The 17,832-nt window shown below is 63.7% G+C and carries 20 protein-coding genes; 16 read left to right on the forward strand and 4 right to left on the reverse strand.

Features of this window, described 5'->3' with window-relative positions:
* Positions 1–26: 26 nt before the first annotated feature.
* The 3 genes from IQ26_RS01175 to IQ26_RS01185 are packed head-to-tail and all read right to left on the reverse strand — an operon-like array spanning position 27 to position 3,139.
* Positions 27–863, reverse strand: coding sequence for a carbohydrate ABC transporter permease (locus tag IQ26_RS01175; protein WP_145711501.1), 837 nt, complete (start codon positions 861–863; stop codon positions 27–29).
* Positions 860–1,789: a carbohydrate ABC transporter permease gene (locus IQ26_RS01180; protein WP_145711503.1), complete on the reverse strand. Its 930-nt coding sequence runs from the start codon at positions 1,787–1,789 to the stop codon at positions 860–862. Before IQ26_RS01180 ends, IQ26_RS01175 begins: the two co-directional genes overlap by 4 nt.
* A 3-nt stretch (positions 1,790–1,792) precedes the next feature.
* Entirely contained in the window at positions 1,793–3,139 is a 1,347-nt protein-coding gene (locus IQ26_RS01185) for an ABC transporter substrate-binding protein (RefSeq protein WP_145711506.1), read from the reverse strand.
* 173 nt (positions 3,140–3,312) lie between these two features.
* Here IQ26_RS01185 and IQ26_RS01190 point away from each other — a divergent pair, with 173 nt between their 5' ends.
* A complete protein-coding gene (locus IQ26_RS01190) occupies positions 3,313–4,461 on the forward strand; it encodes a Gfo/Idh/MocA family protein (protein ID WP_145711508.1) in 1,149 nt (382 codons plus the stop codon).
* A gap of 9 nt (positions 4,462–4,470) precedes the next feature.
* Positions 4,471–5,451: an alpha/beta hydrolase gene (locus IQ26_RS01195; protein ID WP_145711511.1), complete on the forward strand. Its 981-nt coding sequence runs from the start codon at positions 4,471–4,473 to the stop codon at positions 5,449–5,451.
* Here the strand turns inward: IQ26_RS01195 and IQ26_RS01200 are convergent.
* Positions 5,439–6,461, reverse strand: a complete 1,023-nt coding sequence (locus IQ26_RS01200; protein ID WP_145711513.1) for a LacI family DNA-binding transcriptional regulator — start codon at positions 6,459–6,461, stop codon at positions 5,439–5,441. The genes IQ26_RS01195 and IQ26_RS01200 overlap by 13 nt on opposite strands.
* A 247-nt stretch (positions 6,462–6,708) precedes the next feature.
* Between IQ26_RS01200 and IQ26_RS01205 the strand changes: the two genes are divergently transcribed.
* The 14 genes from IQ26_RS01205 (at position 6,709) to IQ26_RS39050 (ending at position 17,488) form a co-directional block, all read left to right on the forward strand.
* Positions 6,709–7,656, forward strand: coding sequence for a sugar kinase (locus IQ26_RS01205; RefSeq protein WP_145711515.1), 948 nt, complete (start codon positions 6,709–6,711; stop codon positions 7,654–7,656).
* A complete protein-coding gene (locus IQ26_RS01210; protein WP_145711517.1) occupies positions 7,653–8,939 on the forward strand; it encodes a D-tagatose-bisphosphate aldolase, class II, non-catalytic subunit in 1,287 nt (428 codons plus the stop codon). The genes IQ26_RS01205 and IQ26_RS01210 overlap by 4 nt, the downstream gene beginning before the upstream one ends.
* A gap of 146 nt (positions 8,940–9,085) precedes the next feature.
* Positions 9,086–9,970, forward strand: a complete 885-nt coding sequence (locus IQ26_RS01215) for a dihydrodipicolinate synthase family protein (protein ID WP_145711630.1) — start codon at positions 9,086–9,088, stop codon at positions 9,968–9,970.
* A gap of 22 nt (positions 9,971–9,992) precedes the next feature.
* On the forward strand, positions 9,993–10,652 hold the full coding sequence (locus tag IQ26_RS01220) for a GntR family transcriptional regulator (RefSeq protein WP_145711519.1): 660 nt from the start codon (positions 9,993–9,995) through the stop codon (positions 10,650–10,652).
* Positions 10,653–10,715: 63 nt separating this feature from the next.
* Positions 10,716–12,053 carry an ABC transporter substrate-binding protein gene (locus IQ26_RS01225; RefSeq protein WP_145711521.1) on the forward strand — a complete coding sequence of 446 codons (1,338 nt, stop codon included), beginning with the start codon at positions 10,716–10,718 and terminating at the stop codon, positions 12,051–12,053.
* A gap of 35 nt (positions 12,054–12,088) precedes the next feature.
* Entirely contained in the window at positions 12,089–12,991 is a 903-nt protein-coding gene (locus IQ26_RS01230) for a carbohydrate ABC transporter permease (protein ID WP_407660305.1), read from the forward strand.
* Positions 12,992–13,813: a carbohydrate ABC transporter permease gene (locus IQ26_RS01235; protein WP_077373101.1), complete on the forward strand. Its 822-nt coding sequence runs from the start codon at positions 12,992–12,994 to the stop codon at positions 13,811–13,813.
* 46 nt (positions 13,814–13,859) lie between these two features.
* The gene (locus IQ26_RS01240) at positions 13,860–14,918 is read left to right on the forward strand and encodes an ABC transporter ATP-binding protein (protein ID WP_145711525.1); all 1,059 of its coding nucleotides are present in this window, start codon (positions 13,860–13,862) and stop codon (positions 14,916–14,918) included.
* A gap of 192 nt (positions 14,919–15,110) precedes the next feature.
* A complete protein-coding gene (locus IQ26_RS40220) occupies positions 15,111–15,506 on the forward strand; it encodes an ATP-binding cassette domain-containing protein (protein WP_276316393.1) in 396 nt (131 codons plus the stop codon).
* A gap of 19 nt (positions 15,507–15,525) precedes the next feature.
* Positions 15,526–16,119, forward strand: a complete 594-nt coding sequence (locus IQ26_RS40225; protein WP_276316394.1) for an ATP-binding cassette domain-containing protein — start codon at positions 15,526–15,528, stop codon at positions 16,117–16,119.
* Complete coding sequence (locus IQ26_RS40230) at positions 16,116–16,337, forward strand: hypothetical protein (RefSeq protein WP_240546947.1); 222 nt, start codon at positions 16,116–16,118, stop codon at positions 16,335–16,337. Before IQ26_RS40225 ends, IQ26_RS40230 begins: the two co-directional genes overlap by 4 nt.
* Positions 16,338–16,367: 30 nt before the next feature.
* Entirely contained in the window at positions 16,368–16,490 is a 123-nt protein-coding gene (locus IQ26_RS41000; RefSeq protein WP_276316395.1) for a hypothetical protein, read from the forward strand.
* Positions 16,480–16,920: an ABC transporter permease gene (locus IQ26_RS40235; protein ID WP_240546948.1), complete on the forward strand. Its 441-nt coding sequence runs from the start codon at positions 16,480–16,482 to the stop codon at positions 16,918–16,920. The genes IQ26_RS41000 and IQ26_RS40235 overlap by 11 nt, the downstream gene beginning before the upstream one ends.
* Before the next feature lie 403 nt (positions 16,921–17,323).
* Positions 17,324–17,488, forward strand: a complete 165-nt coding sequence (locus IQ26_RS39050; RefSeq protein ID WP_156090915.1) for a hypothetical protein — start codon at positions 17,324–17,326, stop codon at positions 17,486–17,488.
* Positions 17,489–17,832 lie beyond the last annotated feature (344 nt).

Raw genomic sequence — 17,832 nt, forward strand, 5'->3', positions numbered from 1 at the left:
CTTTCAGGTCTTTCACGATCGTCCTTTCATTCCTTGATACCGCCCTGGGTCAGCCCTTCGATGATGTGCCGCTGGAAGAACAGCACCAGCACGATCAAGGGGACGGTGACGACTGCCGACGCCGCGGCGATGTCGCCCCAGGGCACGTAATATTGGTTGGTGAAATTGGCGATGCCGACTGGGATGGTCTGGCGATCGATGTTGGAGGTGAAGGCGAGGGCAAACAGGAATTCGTTCCAGGCGGTGATGAAGGCGAGCAGGCCTGTGGTGACCAGGCTCGGCAGCGACATCGGCAGGATGATGTGCCAGAGCAGGCCGGGCACGCTGACGCCGTCCATGCGCGCCGCCTCGTCGATCTCGCGCGGCAGCGTCTCGAAATAGCCGAACAGCACCCAGGTGACGAGCGGCAGGCCGAGCGCCAGATAGGTGATGATCAACGCGGTGTAGGTATCGAGCAGACCGAGATTGGTGGCGACCAGGTAGAGCGGCCCGACCAGCGCGATCTGCGGGAACATCGACACCGAAAGGATGACCATCAGTATGCCGAAGCGTCCCCTGATGTTGAGCCTGGACAGCGCGAAGGCGGCCAGCGAGCCGACGAAGAGGCACAGGAACGTCGTCGCCAGCGAGACCACCAGCGAGTTCCAGACATAGCGGTGCAGCTCCTTCTCGACGAAGGCGTTGTAGTAGTGCTCGAGCGTGAAGGGGTCGGGGATCAGCGACGGCGAGCCCGAGGTCAGCGCCTTGTCGAGCTGGAACGATGTCGAGAACTGCCAGATGAAGGGGCCGCCCGACCAGACCAGGATCAGCAGCGCGCCGAGATAGATGAAGACGGTCTGCAAGGGCGAGCGCGTGTCGTTCATTGTGCCCTCCTGATCTGCCGGATCAGATAGAGGCAGAAGGCCAACGCAATGATGCCTTCAGTGACGAACATGGCCGTCGAAACAGCCGAGCCATAACCGAATTGCAGGGTCGAGAACAGCACCTTGTAGGACAGCGTCGACAGCGTCTCGGTGGAATCGGCCGGGCCGCCGCCGGTCAGCACATAGACGAGGTCGAAGACGCGGAACGCATCGAGCGCACGGAACAGGCCGGCGATCAGCAAGGTCGGCATCAGGAGCGGCAGGCGGATGTACCAGAAGGTGATCCAGCCCTTGGCGCCATCCATGCGCGCCGCCTCGATCAGCGAATTGGGCACCGTCTGCAGTCCCGTCAACAGCAGCAGCGCCATGAACGGCGTGGTCTTCCAGACGTCCGCGATGATGATGGTGGTCATCGCGGTGTCGGGAGAGCCGTACCAGTTGATGTTCTGGTCGATCAGCCCGGCGTGCAGCAGGATGTAATTGATGATGCCGTTCTGGCCGTCGAACAGCCAGCCGAACATTTTCGAGGTGACGACGGTCGGCATCGCCCAGGGAACCAGCATGGCCGCGCGGACGAGCCCACGACCTTTAAAAGCCTCGCACAGGATGAGCGCCATGCAAAGGCCGATCACCGTCTCCAGCACCGTCGACGCAGCGGTGAACCACATTGTGTGCCACCAGGCGTTCCAGAACTGCGCGTCGCCCCAGAGCTGCACATAATTGGCGAAGCCCGAGAATTCGTTCTCCTGGGTGATCAGCGAGGTGTTGGTGAGCGAGAGATAGAGCCCGTTGACGATCGGGTAGAAGGAAACCGACGCCAGCGACACGAAGGCCGGCGTCAGCAGAAGCAAGGCCCAGAGCGCGCTGGGAAGCGCCTTGCCAAGCCGCGGCCGGCCAATGCCAGGAACAGTGGCCGCCGCGGACATTGGTTAGCCGACGATCTTGTTGATCTGATCGGAAAGCGCGTCCATCTCGGCCTGGACATTACCCGAAACCAGCGCCTTGGAGATGCCGGACTGGAGCGCCAGCGTCACCTTGGCGTATTCGGGCGTGATCGGCCGCGCCGTGGCGCCGGTGAACACTTTCTCGAGGCTCGCCATGAAAGGCTGTTCCTTCTTGATCTGCTCGTCCTGGAACAATGCCGGCCGCGTCGGCGCGAGGCCGAAATTCAGCGCGATGCGGTGCTGGGTTTCGGTCGACGACAGCCAGGCCAAGAGTTCGATCGCGGCCTCGCGCTGCTTGGAGTTGGCGTTGACGCCGAGCTGGTAGCCGCCGAGGCAGGCCGCACTCTTGCCGCCGGGGAAGGACGGCAACGGCGCGACGCCGACCTTGTCGACCACCTGCGAGGCCTTGGCGTCCTGGGCGATCGGATAGACATAGGACCAGTTGCGCATGAACATCGCCTTGCCCGAGGTGAAGGGCTGGCGCGACGGCTCCTCGTCCCAGGACAGGACGTCCTGCGGGCTGATCTTGGTCGCGTTGATGGTGTCGTGCAGGAACTGGATCGCGTCGACCGCCGCCTTCTGGTTGATCAGCGACGACTTGCCGTCAGGCGCAAGGATCGCGCCGTTGTTGGAGGTGATGATCTCGACCGCGTCGCAGACCAGAACCTCGGCCTGCTTGCCCTGCCAGAGATAGCCGAAATCGACATCGCCGGCCTTCTGCGCGGTTGCGGCGATGGTCGCCATGTCGGCCCAGTTTTCCGGCACCTTGCCGCCATGCTTTTCCAGCACGTCCTTGCGGTAATAGAACATGCCCGAATCCATGAACCAGGGAAGGGCGGTCAGCTTGCCGTCATAGGTACAGGCATTGAGGGTTCCGGAGAAGTAGGCGCTGCGCTTGTCCGCCGGAAAATACTCGTCGAGCGGCAGCGCCCAACCCGCGGCGGCAAAGCCGGCGATCCAGATCACGTCCTGACTGAAAACGTCGGGCGTCCCGGTGCGTCGGGCGAGCTGCTGGACGAGGCCCTGGTAGACCTCGGTCGAGGAACTCGGCGGCGGCAGCTCGATATTCTTGACCAGAACGCGATCCTGCGATTCGTTGAAGGCCTTGATCAGGTCGCCGAAGGTCTCCTTGCCGAAGAAGGCAGCGCTGGCGAAACTGATTTCGGCCCGCGACTGCGCGCGCGCCCGGCGAACGCCCAGTCCCGTGCCGAGGCTAAGTGTCGCCGCGCCCAGAAGTCCGGCGCTGCCGACGAGAAATTGCCTGCGGTCAGCGACCGTCACATGCGCAACAGGCTTCGAGCCGGTGACCGGCCCTTTCTTGATGTCAGTCATTTTCTCCTCCTTGGGCCGGCGGCCTCCCGATATTGCGCCAGCATTTCCGCATGTTCCATAAAAATTTTACGCGCGTCAAGATTTAAAGTATTGTATAGCGGCTGCCGACTGTGCTCGATTGCCGGTGCAGTGGTTCGGTCAGGACATTGCGGTGTTGGAAGGTGAATTCGAAAATGCACGGAAAATCAGGAGCTAAACTCGGTATCGGCGTTGTCGGGTGCGGCAACATCTCGATGACCTATTTGCGCAACGCGGCTCTGTTCGGGGAGGTGGAGCTTCGCGCCTGCGCCGATATTTCGGCCGACATGGCTGCGCTGCGCGCCAAGGAATATGGCATCCGGGCTGCCAGCGTCGATGCGCTGCTGGCCGACCCGGAGATCGATCTCGTGCTCAACCTGACCATCCCGGCGACGCATTTCGACATTTCGTTTTCGGCACTTTCGGCGGGCAAGCATGTCTTCACCGAAAAGCCGCTGGCAACCTCGGCCGCCGATGGCCGCCGCCTTGTCGACGAGGCGGCGAAGCGCGGGCTGCTGCTTGGTTCGGCTCCGGATACTTTCCTCGGCGCCGCCGGGCGGCGCGCACGCCGCCTGATGAATGAGGGCGCGATCGGTCGGCCGGTGACCGGCACCGCCTTCATGATGGGGCGCGGCATGGAGCACTGGCATCCCAATCCGCAATTCTACTACCAGCCCGGCGGCGGCCCGGTTTTCGACATGGGGCCTTACTACCTGACCATGCTCGTCAATCTGCTCGGGCCGGTCCAGCGCGTGATGGCGATGGCGACTCGCGGCCAGGAAGAGCGGCTGATCACCGCCGAAGGCCCCTTCAAGAACACCAGCTTCAAGGTCGGCACACCGACCAACATCCTCTCGCTGCTGGAGTTCCGCTCGGGCGCCACCGTCACCTTTGGCGCCTCCTGGGATGTCTTCAAGCACTCCAACCACCCGATCGAGCTGCACGGGACGGAGGGCTCGCTGCGCCTGCCCGACCCCGACACGTTCGGCGGTACGGTCTCGCTATCGGAGCGAGGCGCCGACTGGGCCGATTTCCACAGCGAAAGCGAGCTCTACGGCGCGCGCAACTGGCCGTTCGCCGCGCCGGATCGCGCCAACTACCGCATGCTCGGCGTTGCCGACCTTTCGCGGGCGCTGGCAACGGGCAGGAAGCCGCGCGCCTCCGGCGACCTTGCACTGCATGTGCTGGAGATCATGGAGGCGATCCTGGCTTCGGGCGAAAGCCGCGAATCGGTCGCCGTCAATGGAACGGTCGATCAACCGCCGCTGCTTGGCGAAGACGAGGCGGCAAGCCTGCTTGCCTGAGATCCGCCCATGACGACATCGCCCTCCGTGCCTTTACTCGATCCCGAGGCTCGGCACGTGCTCGACCTCGGCCGGCAGGCCGCCGTCCGGCCATTCGAGGCCGGCACGCCCGAAGAGGCGCGCCGCGCCTATGAAGAGGGATTTCCTACACTCCAGGGCGAGCGCGAGCCGGTCGCTTCGCTGAGTGAGCGAACCATCGCCGGGCCGGGCGGCCCGCTGACGCTCAGAGTCTATCGCGGACAGGGCGCAGGCGGGGCCGATGCCCCGGCGCTGCTCTATCTGCATGGTGGCGGCTGGGTGATCGGCAATCTCGACTCCCATGATGAGATCTGCCGATGGCTCGCCAACATGGCGGACTGTGTGGTCATCTGTCCCGACTACCGGCTAGCGCCGGAGCACAAGTTTCCGGCGGCGGTCGAGGATTGCGTTGCTGTGCTTTCCTTCATGCACGACGATGCGAGCGATCTCGGCATCGACGCGAGGCGGATCGCCGTTGCGGGCGACAGTGCCGGCGGCAATCTCGCTGCCGTCCTTTGTCTGTTTGCGCGCCGCGAAAAGAACCCGCCGACCGCGCAGCTTCTGTTCTATCCGAACACCGACGCCTCACAGGCGGCGGACAGCTATAGCCGCTTTGCCGGCGGTTATGGTCTCACCGCGGCGACCATGGCATGGTTCCGCGATCACTACATCCGCGATGCCAGGGACATCGGCGACTGGCGCGTGTCGCCGCTCAAGACCGAGAGCCTTGCCGGTGTGGCGCCGGCCTTTGTCGCTATTGCCGGTCATGACATCCTCGCCGATGAAGGCGAGGCTTATGCCAAGCGTCTGGACGATGACGGCGTGCCGGTTGTCCTGCGGCGCTGGCCCGGCCAGATCCACGGCTTCGTCTCGATGGGACGCCATGCCCCGGCGGCGCGGCAGGCGGTTGCTGCTGCGGTTGCCGCATGGCGCGGCTTCGATCCTGCCTTTGGAAACGCTCAGGCCGACTGACGCATGACCAGTGTTGCGTCGAGATTGACCTTGGGGGCAACCGCTGCGTCGTCCTCGTCCAGCAAGGCCAGCAGCGTCTCCACGCTGCGTCCCGCCATGGAAGCGAAGTCCTGCGCCATGGTGGTGAGGGCAGGGCAAGTGTAGCGGCTCAGCGGATGATCGTCATGGGCCGCGACGCGCAGGTCGCAATCAGCCTTGCGGCCGACCTTGCGGCCTTGCGAGTAGGCGGCAGCCATCACGCCGAAGGCGAGACGGTCGTTGGCACACAGGATGGTCTTGCCCGGCAGGCCGCCACGCGCGAGCATCGCTTCCATCTGCTCGTACCCGATCCGTTCGAAATCCCAAGTGTAGTCGTCGGTATTGCCGATGACCACCGGCTCATGCCCGAGCCGCTGCATGGCGCCGACATAGCTGTCCAGGCGTTCGCGCGAATTGTGGTTGACGTGCGGGATGTCGAAATAGACCGGGGCATCGCCGGAGCGGCAGAGATAGTCGACGATGGTCGAGACGCTCTGGCTGTTGTTGTTGCCGACGAACGGCGTGTCACCCTCCAGATAGGTGTCGAAATAGACGACCGGTATGGCCTGCGTCAGCTTCTCCAGCGTGCGGTGGTCGGAGCGCAGGCCGAGCGGCGCGATCAGAGCGCCGGAGACTTTCAGCGAAAGAATGGTTCGCGTCGCTTCCACTTCGAGCTCGCGCGAGCCGTGCGAGGAGATCACGATCGGCCAGTAGCCTTCGTCGCGCAGCCTGAGTTCGATGCGGCTGACCATCTCGGAATAGAAGGGATCAGCGACCGTCGGCACCACGATGCCGATGCTGCGGGTCCGCTTGCGGTTCAGGTTGCGCGCAAAGAGATTGGGCTGGTAGTCGGACGAGAGCAGCGCCACCTCGATCCGCTGGCGTGTCGCCGGCTTGACGCTGGTCGGATCGTCGAAATATTTCGACATTGTCGGCCTGGAGACGCCGCAAGAGCGGGCGAAATCCTCCATCGTCTTGTGCGTCATCGGCATTGAATCCCTCGCGCTGTTCCTTAGCGCTGCCAAGTCCCTACATACGGTGCGCGAGCGTGCAGCTGCAAGGCGAAATTTTACAGATAATTTCGACGGTTTCCACGCGTAAATTTATTAATTGACGCGAAAAAGCGCAAACCGTATTCACTTCCAGTGGGCGAAATTCGAAATTCGTATCCCCCGGAAGATGCTCGCGCGGTTCATCTGAAGCGAGGCCGGGGCGCAACGCCGGGAGGGATTGCGCGAGATGAAGAAGCTGGTCAGCGCCGGCGAGATCCTGGTCGAGATCATGGCCGAACGGATCGGCCAGAGTTTTCTTGAGCCTGGTCCGCTGCTTGGGCCCTACCCGTCAGGAGCGCCCGCCATCTTCATCGGCCAGGCGGCGGCGCTCGGCCAGCCGGCCGGCCTCATCGGCGCCGTCGGCGACGACGATTTCGGCAGGCTGAACATCGAGCGGCTGCGAGCGCTGGGCGCCGACGTGTCGGCGATCGCGGTTCACGAGGGCCATGCGACGGGCACGGCCTTCGTCACCTACCGGGCCGACGCCAGCCGGCACTTCGTCTTCAATATTCGCAACAGCGCCTCCGGCTTGATCGAGACCGACGCGGCGGCGACAAAGCTGCTGGCCGGTGGCGATCACGTCCATGTCATGGGCTCGTCGCTGTTTTCCGACCGCGCCATCGCGGTGGCGCTGTCGGCGATCGAGGCTGTCAAGGCCAAAGGCGGAACCGTTTCCTTCGATCCGAACATCCGCCGGGAGATCATGCAGGCGCCCGGCATGCGCGCGGCGCTCGATCGCGTGCTGTCGCAAGCCGACATCTTCCTGCCGAGTGGCGAAGAACTCTTCCTGTTCTCATCCGCGAAGGACGAGAAGGGCGCGGTCGAGGAATTGCTGGCCCGTGGCCTGTCCTGCATCGTCCTGAAGAAGGGCGCCGCAGGCGCCGCCTATCATGACCGCCACGGCGCGGTCGCCTCGTCGGCCTTTGCCGTCGACGAGGTCGATCCGACTGGCGCGGGTGATTGTTTCGGTGCTGCTTTCGTCTCGTTCTGGCTGCGCGGGGCGGCTCCCGCAGAGGCGCTGCGGATCGCCAATGCCTGCGGTGCGCTCGCCGTCACCCGCAAGGGGCCGATGGAAGGCATTTTCCCGCTTGCCGCGGTCGAGGCCTTCATCGCCACAGGAAAGAACGCTCAATGAGTGCCGCGACGCGGAGGCTTGCGAACATTGCGGCCAGGCGCGCCGCAGGCGAGAGAAGCGGCATCACCTCGGTCTGCTCGGCGCATCCGCTGGTGATTGAAGCCGCCCTGCGCCACGGCGTGGCGCGGAACGCGGATGTGCTGATCGAGGCCACCTGCAATCAGGTGAACCACGAGGGCGGCTATACCGGGATGACGCCCGCCGACTTCCGCGGCTTCGTCGAGGCGCGTGCGCAGAAAGTCGGCTTCCCCGTCGATCGCCTGATCCTCGGCGGCGATCATCTCGGGCCCAATCCGTGGAAGCATATGGCGGCTGCCGCCGCCATGAAGAACGCTGCGGCGATGATCGATGCCTATGCGAGCGCCGGCTTCACCAAGATGCATCTGGATACAAGCATGGCCTGCGCCGACGATCCTCCAGTGCTTGCCAACGAAACGATCGCCGCGCGCGCGGCCGAACTTGCGGCAATCGCCGAGGCGGCCGTCGAGCGGGCCGGCGGCGAGAAACCGGTCTACGTCATAGGCACCGAGGTGCCGGTGCCGGGCGGCGCGCTGGAGGCATTGGACCATTTGCATGTGACGGCGCCCGACGATGCACAGCACACCGTGGAGATTCACGCCCGAGCGTTTTCCCGGGTCGGCATCGAAGCCGCTTTTGCCCGTGTGGTGGGCGTCGTCGTCCAGCCGGGCGTGGAGTTCGGCAACACCGAGGTCGTCTCCTATGCGCCGGACAAGGCGACGGGGCTGGTGGCGGTGCTCGACCGCATGCCAGAGGTCGTTTTTGAAGCGCATTCGACGGATTACCAAACGGCCGAGGCGCTCAATGCTCTCGTTCGCGATGGTTTTGCCATCCTCAAGGTCGGCCCCTGGCTGACCTTCGCACTTCGCGAGGCATTGTACGGGCTTAGCCACATCGCCGATGTGCTCGCGCCGGACCCTTCGCGCGAAAGCCTGCCTGTCGCGATGGAGCGCATCATGCTGGCGTCGCCGGATAATTGGCAGAAATACTATCCAGGCAGGCCGGACGAGCAGCGCGTGCAGCGGCATTTCTCCTTCAGCGACCGCATCCGCTACTACTGGCCGACGCCGGAGGCGCAGCACGCAACACGGAACCTGCTGAAGGTGCTGGGCGACAAGGACCTCCCTCGCCCCCTGATCAGCCAGCATCTGGGGCAGTTCGATGCCGAAATTGCGGCAGGCCGGGTCAAGCCCCTGGCGCATGACCTTTTGATCGGCAGCATCACCCGTGTTCTCGATATCTACGCGGACGCGACGGGGCAGTAGGGGTCGCGCTGCCGGAGATACGGCACGCGCCCGCCTCGCAAATGTCCGATGCCAAAGTCCGTTTCGAAAAAAGCATCCGCTGTAATTTACAACTAACATGTTAGCGTGTTAGTACTGCGCGCAGATTGATGTTGGAGAGCATGGCATTGGCTTCGCGTTTTGGTCTTTCGGTCGCCCTCACCACGCCTTTTGATGCGTCCGGACAAATCGCCATCTCTCCGATGGTTGCGCATGCCCAGGCTTGCCTTGGCGCCGGTTGCAGCAGCGCAACGCTCTTCGGCACCACCGGGGAAGGCGCCTCCGTGGGCACGGGAGAGCGGCGGATCGTCACCGAAGCCATGCTTGCCGCCGGCATTCCGGCACATCAGCTCGTCGCCGGCGTGCTGGTCGATGCGGCAGAAGACGCCGCCGAACAGGCGCGACATGCCTTGCAGTGCGGCATCCGCAACATCCTGCTGGCTCCGCCGAGCTACTTCAAAAATGTCGGCGAGGACGGGCTGTTCGGATGGTTTTCCGCTGTCTTCGCGGCACTCGGCCCGCTGGCTCGCGGCGTCCTCCTTTACAATATCCCTTCTGTCACCATGGTGCCGCTCCCGCTTGCCCTGATTGGCCGGCTGCGCGCCGCCTTTCCCGCGGTGGTCGCCGGTGTCAAGGATTCGGGTGGCGACTGGAGCTATAGCGAGGCGCTGCTAAGAGCCCATGGCGACCTGGTGATCCTAATAGGCGACGAGCGGCATTTGGCGAGAAGCGTGCGCCAGGGCGGGCAGGGCGCCATCTCCGGCATGGCCAATTTCGTCACCAGCGAAATCCGCGCCATGGCCGAGGACGGGCGCGACGATGCCCGCGTCGAGAGCTTCGTGCTCGAATTGCTCAAATATCCGGTCACCCCGGCGGTGAAGGTCATGGTGGCGCGCAAGACCGGCGACGAGTGCTGGCTGGCGGTCCGCCCGCCGCTGGAGCCGATCGCTGCGCAGGGGCGACAACAGCTTGCCGCCGCCTATGACAGGCTTTTTGTGACAGAGCCGGCCTGACCGGCAAGGGAAGCGCGCTGAAATGGACGACAGCAGCGAACCGGCCACCCTTCGGGAAAAAGCTTATGCCAGCTTCACGCGGCATTTGCTGGCCCGCGATCTGCGGCCGGGACAGTTCGTGTCGCAGCGTGAACTGGTTGCCTTTACCGGGCTGCCGCTAGGCGCCATCCGCGAGATCGTGCCGCGTCTCGAGGCCGAGGGGCTTTTGACGACGATCCCGCAGCGCGGCATGCAGATCGCGCATATCGATATCAACCTGATCCGCGAGGCCTTTCAGTTCCGCCTGTTCATGGAGCGCGAAGCGGTGGCGCTGTTCACCGCCAACGCCTCCGACTCCGAACTCGCCCGCTTGCGGCGCGAACATGAGGAAATGTTGGCTCAAGCGCTGTCGCAGGCGCCGACGCCGGAGATGGAAGCCAAGGCCCAGAACATCGATTGGTCGATGCACGACACCTTCATAGATGCGCTGGGCAATGAGATCATCGCCAAGGCGTATCTGGTCAATTCGGTAAAGATACGCCTGATCCACCAGGAGCGTTTCCGTATCGACGGGCGCGTCGTGCCGGTGATGCACGAGCACCTGGCAGTGATCGAAGCGCTCGAGAGCCGCGATCCGCAAAAGGCGGTCGAGGCGATCAGCCGGCATATCGACAATGCGCGCCGGTTGGCGCTCCAGATCTGAGGACATATGGTTCGCGGCTGCCGCGGCGCCACCCACAACGACAGCAACCCAAGGGAGGAAGAAATGTCGTCCAATCCGTTCAAGCCAACAAGAAGGCAGGTTCTTGCAGGAACCACGGCGTTCGCCGCCGCGGGCCTGGCGGGCCTTCGCCCGAGCTTTTCCGCCGGCGTCGACTGGAAGCGCTTTGCCGACGCGACGCTCGACGTCAATCTGGTGAAAAGCCCGCGCAGCGACACCATCCTCCAATATCTCGCCGAATTCGAGGAGCTGACCGGCATCAAGGTCAATGCCGAGGCGACGCCGGAACAGCAGCAGCGGCAGAAGACGGTGATCGAGCTCAGCTCCGGCAAGCCGAGCTTCGATGTCGTGCATCTGAGCTATCACGTGCAGAAGCGCCAGTTCGAAAAGGGCGGCTGGCTGGCCGACATATCAGGCTATCTCGCCGACCCGACGCTCACCGATCCCGGGCTGGTCGAAAGCGATTTCGCCGAGGCCGGCATGCTTTTCGCCAAGGACAGCCAAGGCGTGCTGCGTTCGCTGCCTTTCTCGGTGGACTACTGGATCGTCTACTGGAACAAGGAGCTGTTCGAGGCCAAGGGCCTCAAATACCCCGAAACGTTCGAGCAGTTGGTGGCCGCCGCCGAGGCACTGACCGACCCATCGACCAACACTTTCGGTTTTGTCGCCCGCGGCCTCAAGAATGCCAACACCCCGGTGTGGACATCGCTGATGCTCGGCTATGACATGACGCCGCTCGACGACCAGGGAAAGCTGCGCACCGAAACGCCCGAGGCGATCGAGGCCGCCGCCCTCTATCAGAGGCTGATGACCAAGTCCGCCCCTCCGGGCGTCACCGGCTTCAATTGGGCTGAAGCGCAGTCCGCCTTCCTGCAAGGCAAGATCGGCATGTGGTTCGATGGCGTGGGTTTTGCCCCGCCGATGGAAAATCCCGAAAAGTCGCGCGTGGTCGGCAAGGTCGGCTATGGCGTCATGCCCAAGGGTCCCAAGGCGCATGCTTCCGGGACGTTTGGCGACGGCCTCGGCGTGACGGCCTCCAGCGAAAAGAAGGAAGCCGCCTATCTGTTTTGTCAGTGGGCGGTGTCCCCGGCCATGGGCGCGCGCCTGCTCCAGGCCGGCGCCGGCGTGCCTTTCCGCAAGTCGGTGCTGGAAGACCCCAAGGTGCGCGAAGGCGTCACCATGCCGGCAAGCTGGCTCGATGCCGTGGTTCAGTCCGGCGATATCAGCAGGCTGGCGTTGCCGGTGATCATTCCCGTCACCGAGTTCCGCGACGTCTATGGTGTGGCGCTGACCAACATGATTGCCGGTGCCGATCCTGCCGAAGAGCTGAAGAAGGCCACCGCGCAATTCCAGCCGGTTCTCGACAGGAGCGAGCAAGGCTGATGTCCGCCATCGCCCCAGAACGCACCGGGGCGACGATGCAGGCCATAGGGGAGAGCCAGACGATCCGGCTGGCTCCCAACTACTGGCCCTTCGTCGTTCCGGCGCTCGTCGTCGTTGGCGCCGTGATCGTCTTTCCCTGGGCTTTCACGCTCTGGATGAGCGTGAACCGCTGGACGCTCGGCCAGTCGCGGAGCTTCGCCGGAATGGAGAACTATCTCCGTCTGGCCAGCGACCCGCGGTTTTGGGAATCCCTTGTTCATACGTTGACCTACACCTCCCTCTCGGTTGCAGCGCCGATGTTCTTCGGCACTGTCGCCGCCCTGATCTTCGACGCCAGGTTTCCGCTGCGCGGCCTGCTGCGCGGCGTCTTCGTGATGCCGATGATGGCGACGCCCGTGGCCGTGGCGCTGGTCTGGACCATGATGTTCCATCCCCAGCTCGGCGTGCTCAACTACCTTCTGTCGCTGATCGGCATCCCGGCGCAGGAATGGATATTCAACGCCAAGACGGTCATCCCTTCGCTGGTTGCGGTCGAGACCTGGCAGTGGACACCGCTGGTGATGCTGATCGTGCTGGGCGGGCTGGCCTCGGTACCACGCGAGCCGTTCGAGAGCGCCGAGATCGACGGCGCCAATGCCTGGCAGCAATTCCGCTACCTCACTCTGCCGATGATCGCGCCGTTCCTGATGATCGCGTTGATCATCCGCACCATCGATGCGCTGAAGAGCTTCGACATCATATATGCGATGACCCAGGGCGGGCCGGGCACGGCATCGGAAACCATCAACATATACCTCTACAACACCGCCTTCTCCTACTACGACATCGGCTATGGCTCGGCGATAGCCGTGGTGTTCTTCATCGTCATCGTGGCGCTGTCCTTCATCCTGCTGATGCTGCGCCAGCGCTCGCAGTGGATCGACGCGGAGGGCAAATAAATGAGCTCACGTCTGCTCAACCAGATCGGCCTGTTTTTCGCGGCCCTGGTCATCGTCTCGCCGGCGATCCTGTTCTTCCTCTGGATGATATCGCTTTCGCTGAAATTCGAGATCGACAACGGCGCCTATCCGCCGATCCTGATCCCCGAACGTTTCGCCTGGTCGAACTATGTAAAGGTGTTCGAGGAGAACAATTTCCTGCTCTATCTCTGGAACTCGGTTCTAGTGACCGGCACGGCAACGCTGCTGGCGCTGCTGATCGGCGTACCGGCCGGCTACGGCATAGCGCGGCTCAAGGCGGAAAGATCGGCGGTAGTCATCATGATCGCCCGTATGACGCCCGGGCTGTCCTATCTCATCCCGCTGTTTCTGCTGTTCCAATGGATCGGCATTCTCGGCACGCTCTGGCCGCAGATCATCATCCATCTGGTGGTGACGGTGCCGATTGTGGTCTGGGTGATGATCGGCTATTTCGAGACCACGCCGATGGAGCTGGAAGAGGCGGCCAACATCGACGGCGCCAGCTCCTGGCAGGTGTTTCGGCTGGTCGCTCTGCCCATCGCCAAGCCGGGCATCGTTGTCGCCTTCATCCTGTCCGTCATCTTTTCGTGGAACAATTTCGTCTTCGGCGTGGTGCTCGCCAGCCGCGAGACGCGCACGCTGCCGGTCGCCGTCTACAACATGCTCTCTTATGAGCAGGTAAGCTGGGGGCCGCTCGCCGCCGCGGCACTTGTGGTGACGCTGCCGGTGCTGGTCCTGACCATGTTCGCGCAAAAGCAGATCGTCGCCGGGCTGACCGCAGGCGCGGTCAAGGGCGGCTGAAGCCGCCTTCCAGATGGACATCACTCTTTTCTCCCGGAGAAATCCAATGGCATCGGTAACAATCAACAACGTGCAGAAGGCTTTCGGAGCCACCAAGATCATTCACGACGTCAGTGTCGATATTGCCGACGGTGAGTTCGTCATCCTGGTCGGCCCGTCGGGATGCGGAAAATCGACGCTGCTGCGCATGATCGCGGGACTCGAAACGATCTCGGGCGGGAAGATCGCCATCGGCGAGCGCACGGTCAACAATCTGCGGGCGCGGGACCGGAACATCGCCATGGTGTTCCAGAACTATGCGCTCTATCCGCATATGACGGTGGCCGACAATATGGGCTTTGCACTGAAGATCAAGAAAGCCGATCCAGCCGATACCGCGGGCCGCGTCAGGAATGCCGCCGGCATCCTCGGCCTGGAAAAGCTGCTTGAGCGCTATCCGCGTCAGCTCTCCGGCGGACAGCGCCAGCGCGTCGCCATGGGCCGCGCCATCGTGCGCGACCCGCAGGTCTTCCTGTTCGACGAGCCGCTCTCCAATCTCGACGCCAAGCTGCGCGTTCAGATGCGCGGCGAGATCAAGGCGCTGCACCAGCGGCTGGGCACCACCACCATCTACGTCACACATGACCAGATCGAAGCGATGACCATGGCCGACAAGATCGTCGTGCTGCATGACGGCCTGGTCGAGCAGATCGGCGCGCCGCTCGACCTCTACGACCATCCGGCCAATCTCTTCGTTGCCGGCTTCATCGGCTCGCCCGCCATGAACTTCATTGCCGGCCGCATTGAGGAAGGCGTGTTCCGCAGCGCCGGCGGGCTGATCCTGCCGCTGCCGGCGGGTGCCCGCCCGGCTGACGCCGCAGGACGCGAACTTGTCTACGGCATCCGCCCCGAACATATCCGCGCAACCGCCGAGGGCATGCCCGGCACTGTCACGCTTCTGGAGGCCACGGGTTCGGAAATCTTCGCCAAGGTCGACTGCGCCGGCGAGGAAATCTCCTGCCTTTTCCGCGAGCGGCTTCCGCTCAGGCAGGGCGCACAGGTACGGATCGAGGTCGATCGCATCTGCGCCCACCTGTTCGACGCGAAAACCGGTCGGCGCATCTGATTGGGGCGGCCGCAACCGCACACAAGACGGGCTGCAAGATCTCTCACCCGCTACAATGACCGTGGCCTGGAACGGTTCGTTAAAGCGGGATGCGCAGTTCAATTTGAACGCATCCCGCTCCAGGAGTTGACAACGCAGCCATCGCGCGCCAGTTCGACCCTTGCCGCTTAATGCGACTGCCGGTTGATCGCCATGAACGATACGTCTCCTATGCGCGTGCCCTCCACCGATCTTGCCTCGTCGGCCACTTCCGCCCGTGGCCTGGTCAAGACGTTCGGCAAGCTGCGCGCCGTCGATGGTGTCGATCTCGATGTGCCGCGCGGCATGATTTTCGCCATTCTGGGTCCGAACGGCGCCGGCAAGACAACGCTGATGCGGATGCTCGCGACGCTGTCGCGCCCTGACGCCGGCTCCGCGACAGTGATGGGCCACGATCTCGTGCAGGCCCCGCATGAGGTCCGTGCGGCAATCGCGATGACCGGGCAGTTCGCTTCGCTCGACGAGGACCTGACGGGCCGCGAGAACCTCGTCCTGCTTGCCCGGGCTCTGGGGTTTTCGCGGTCGCGCCGCGAAAGCCCGCGCGGATGACCTGCTCGCGGCTTTCGGCTTGTCCGAAGCGGCGACGAAGCAGGTGAAGGACTATTCGGGGGGCATGCGAAGGAGACTCGACATAGCCGCCTCGCTGATCGTTACTCCGGGCGTGCTGTTCCTCGACGAGCCGACCACAGGCCTCGATCCGAACGCCCGCAAGGATGTCTGGGCCATGATTCGCGGCCTGGCCGAGGCCGGCGTCACCATCCTGTTCACCACGCAATATCTCGAGGAGGCCGATCAACTCGCGGCGCGCATCGCCGTCATCGACCACGGCAGAAAAATCGCCGAGGGCACCAGCCGCGAATTGAAGGCGGCCACCGGCTCCGGCTTTCTCCATGTGGCGCTCGCCGACGTTGAGCGGCTGGACGAAGCAGCGACCATTCTGAAACGACGGCTGGAACATCCCGTCCAACGCAGCACCGAGGGTGCCGAGCTCTCCGTCCTTGCCGGTACGGCGAAGGCCGCCAACGAGGCGTTGGCCGATCTGGTCGCCGGCGGCATCGAGCTGTCGGATTTCTCCATGGGCCAGCCCAGCCTCGAAGAGGTCTTCTTCTCGCTGACGGGCCAGCCGGGCCTGGGTGAAAGCCGAAAGGACGACAAGCCATGATCGACACGACATCGCTGCAGCGGCTGCAAAGGGTCGCCCGGCCCGGGACCCCATCAGCCCTTTCCAACGCGCTCGTCTTCGGGTGGCGCGCGGTGCTGAAATTCAAGCATGTGCCGGAGCAGCTCTTCGACCTGGTGATGACTCCGATCATGTTCACGCTGCTCTTCACCTTCGTCTTCGGCGGCGCGCTCGCCGGTTCGCCTGGCGAATACCTGTAGTTCTTCCTGCCCGGCAACCTGGTTCAGACCGTGGTGTTCAACGCAGTCTATTCGGGCATGGGATTGTCGACCGACCTCGGCAAGGGCTTGTTCGACCGCTTCCGATCGCTGCCGATCTGGTCGCTCTCCGTTCGCCGGCCCGATGGTGGGTGATATCCTGCGCCATTTGATTGCCGCCTCGATCATCCTCACGATCGGGCTGATCCTGGGCTACCGGCCTGAGGCGGGGATCCTCGGCGTGCTTGCCGCCTTCGCCATGCTGATCGCCATCGGGTTCGGCATGGGCTGGGTATTCATCGTGCTCGGGTTGCTGATCCGCACGCCAACCACGGTGATGACGCTCGGCTTTACCTTCCTGTTCCCCCTGGTCTTTGCCTCCAACATCATGGTCGACCCCGGCACCATGCCGGACTGGCTACAGGCCTTCGTCGACGTCAATCCAGTGTCGCTGATGACGACGGCGCTGCGCGGGCTGATGGGTGGCGGGGCGACGCTCAGTCAGATCGTCCTCGCGCTGATCGCGCCGGTGGCGCTGACCGCGATCCTGGCGCCGACAGCGCTATGGCTGTATCTCAGAAGGTGAGAGGTCGCGATCCTTGCTGATCGCCCGAGCGTCCGCGGACCAGGGCCGAAATAGCGTAGCGGCCGCCGGTGCCCCGCTGGCCGGAAGTTCGACGGCAGCTATGCGGAGTATGCGTTGTTGCCGAACTCGCTGCTGATGCCGGCCACTGCCACATACCGCGCCCTTGATACACCGGAGGCATCCTCTACTTACCTCCGTGGGCGCGTTGATCGTAAGTTTGCCTGGGGGCAGCGGCGGTTGCGCCGTTCTGACTGCATGCCGCGGAAAGACGGTTGGACCGACGCACTTATGGAGGTGGCCGTGCGTCAATCCCCTGGATCCAGCTGGGTATATTTCGCATTCGCGTGCTCGATCGCGGTAGCTTGCGCAGGAACTGCAGCCGGCGCCCAGGGCGGCGGAGGCCATGGCGCTGGCAGCGATAAGGGCGGAGGCCATGGCGCTGGCAGCGATAAAGGCGGAGGCCATGGCGCTGGCAGCCATCGCGGCAAAGGCAGCGCGCACAAAGGAGCTGGCGACGACGGGACCAGCACTACGGCCGCCGCTGCCGTCAGTGTCGTCCCGTCCGTAGAGGCCGGACAGTCGCTGGGCCTCCCGCCCGCGCTCCAGCCTCCTGGGAACAGTCCATCAACTGTCAGTCCAATCAAAGCGCTGCCGGGCGTCCCGGATGAAGTCGTTCGCGCCTGCCGCGATGCAATCGAGGTGGCCGCCGCCCCGTTTGGGGCGACCAGTGTGCGCGTCAGCAGCGCAGGCTTCATACGTCAGTTGAGCCCAGATATGATCTCGGCTCCCATTAAGGTCAGCATCGACTATGGACGGCAAGGCAATGTGGAGACGCGGCAGGCGCCGATCAAATGCGAATTGAACGCGAAAGGCAGCGTGATCGGGCTGACATAGCGCATTGCGCAACTCCTC

Source organism: Mesorhizobium tianshanense, assembly GCF_007830515.1.
Lineage (GTDB): Bacteria > Pseudomonadota > Alphaproteobacteria > Rhizobiales > Rhizobiaceae > Mesorhizobium > Mesorhizobium tianshanense.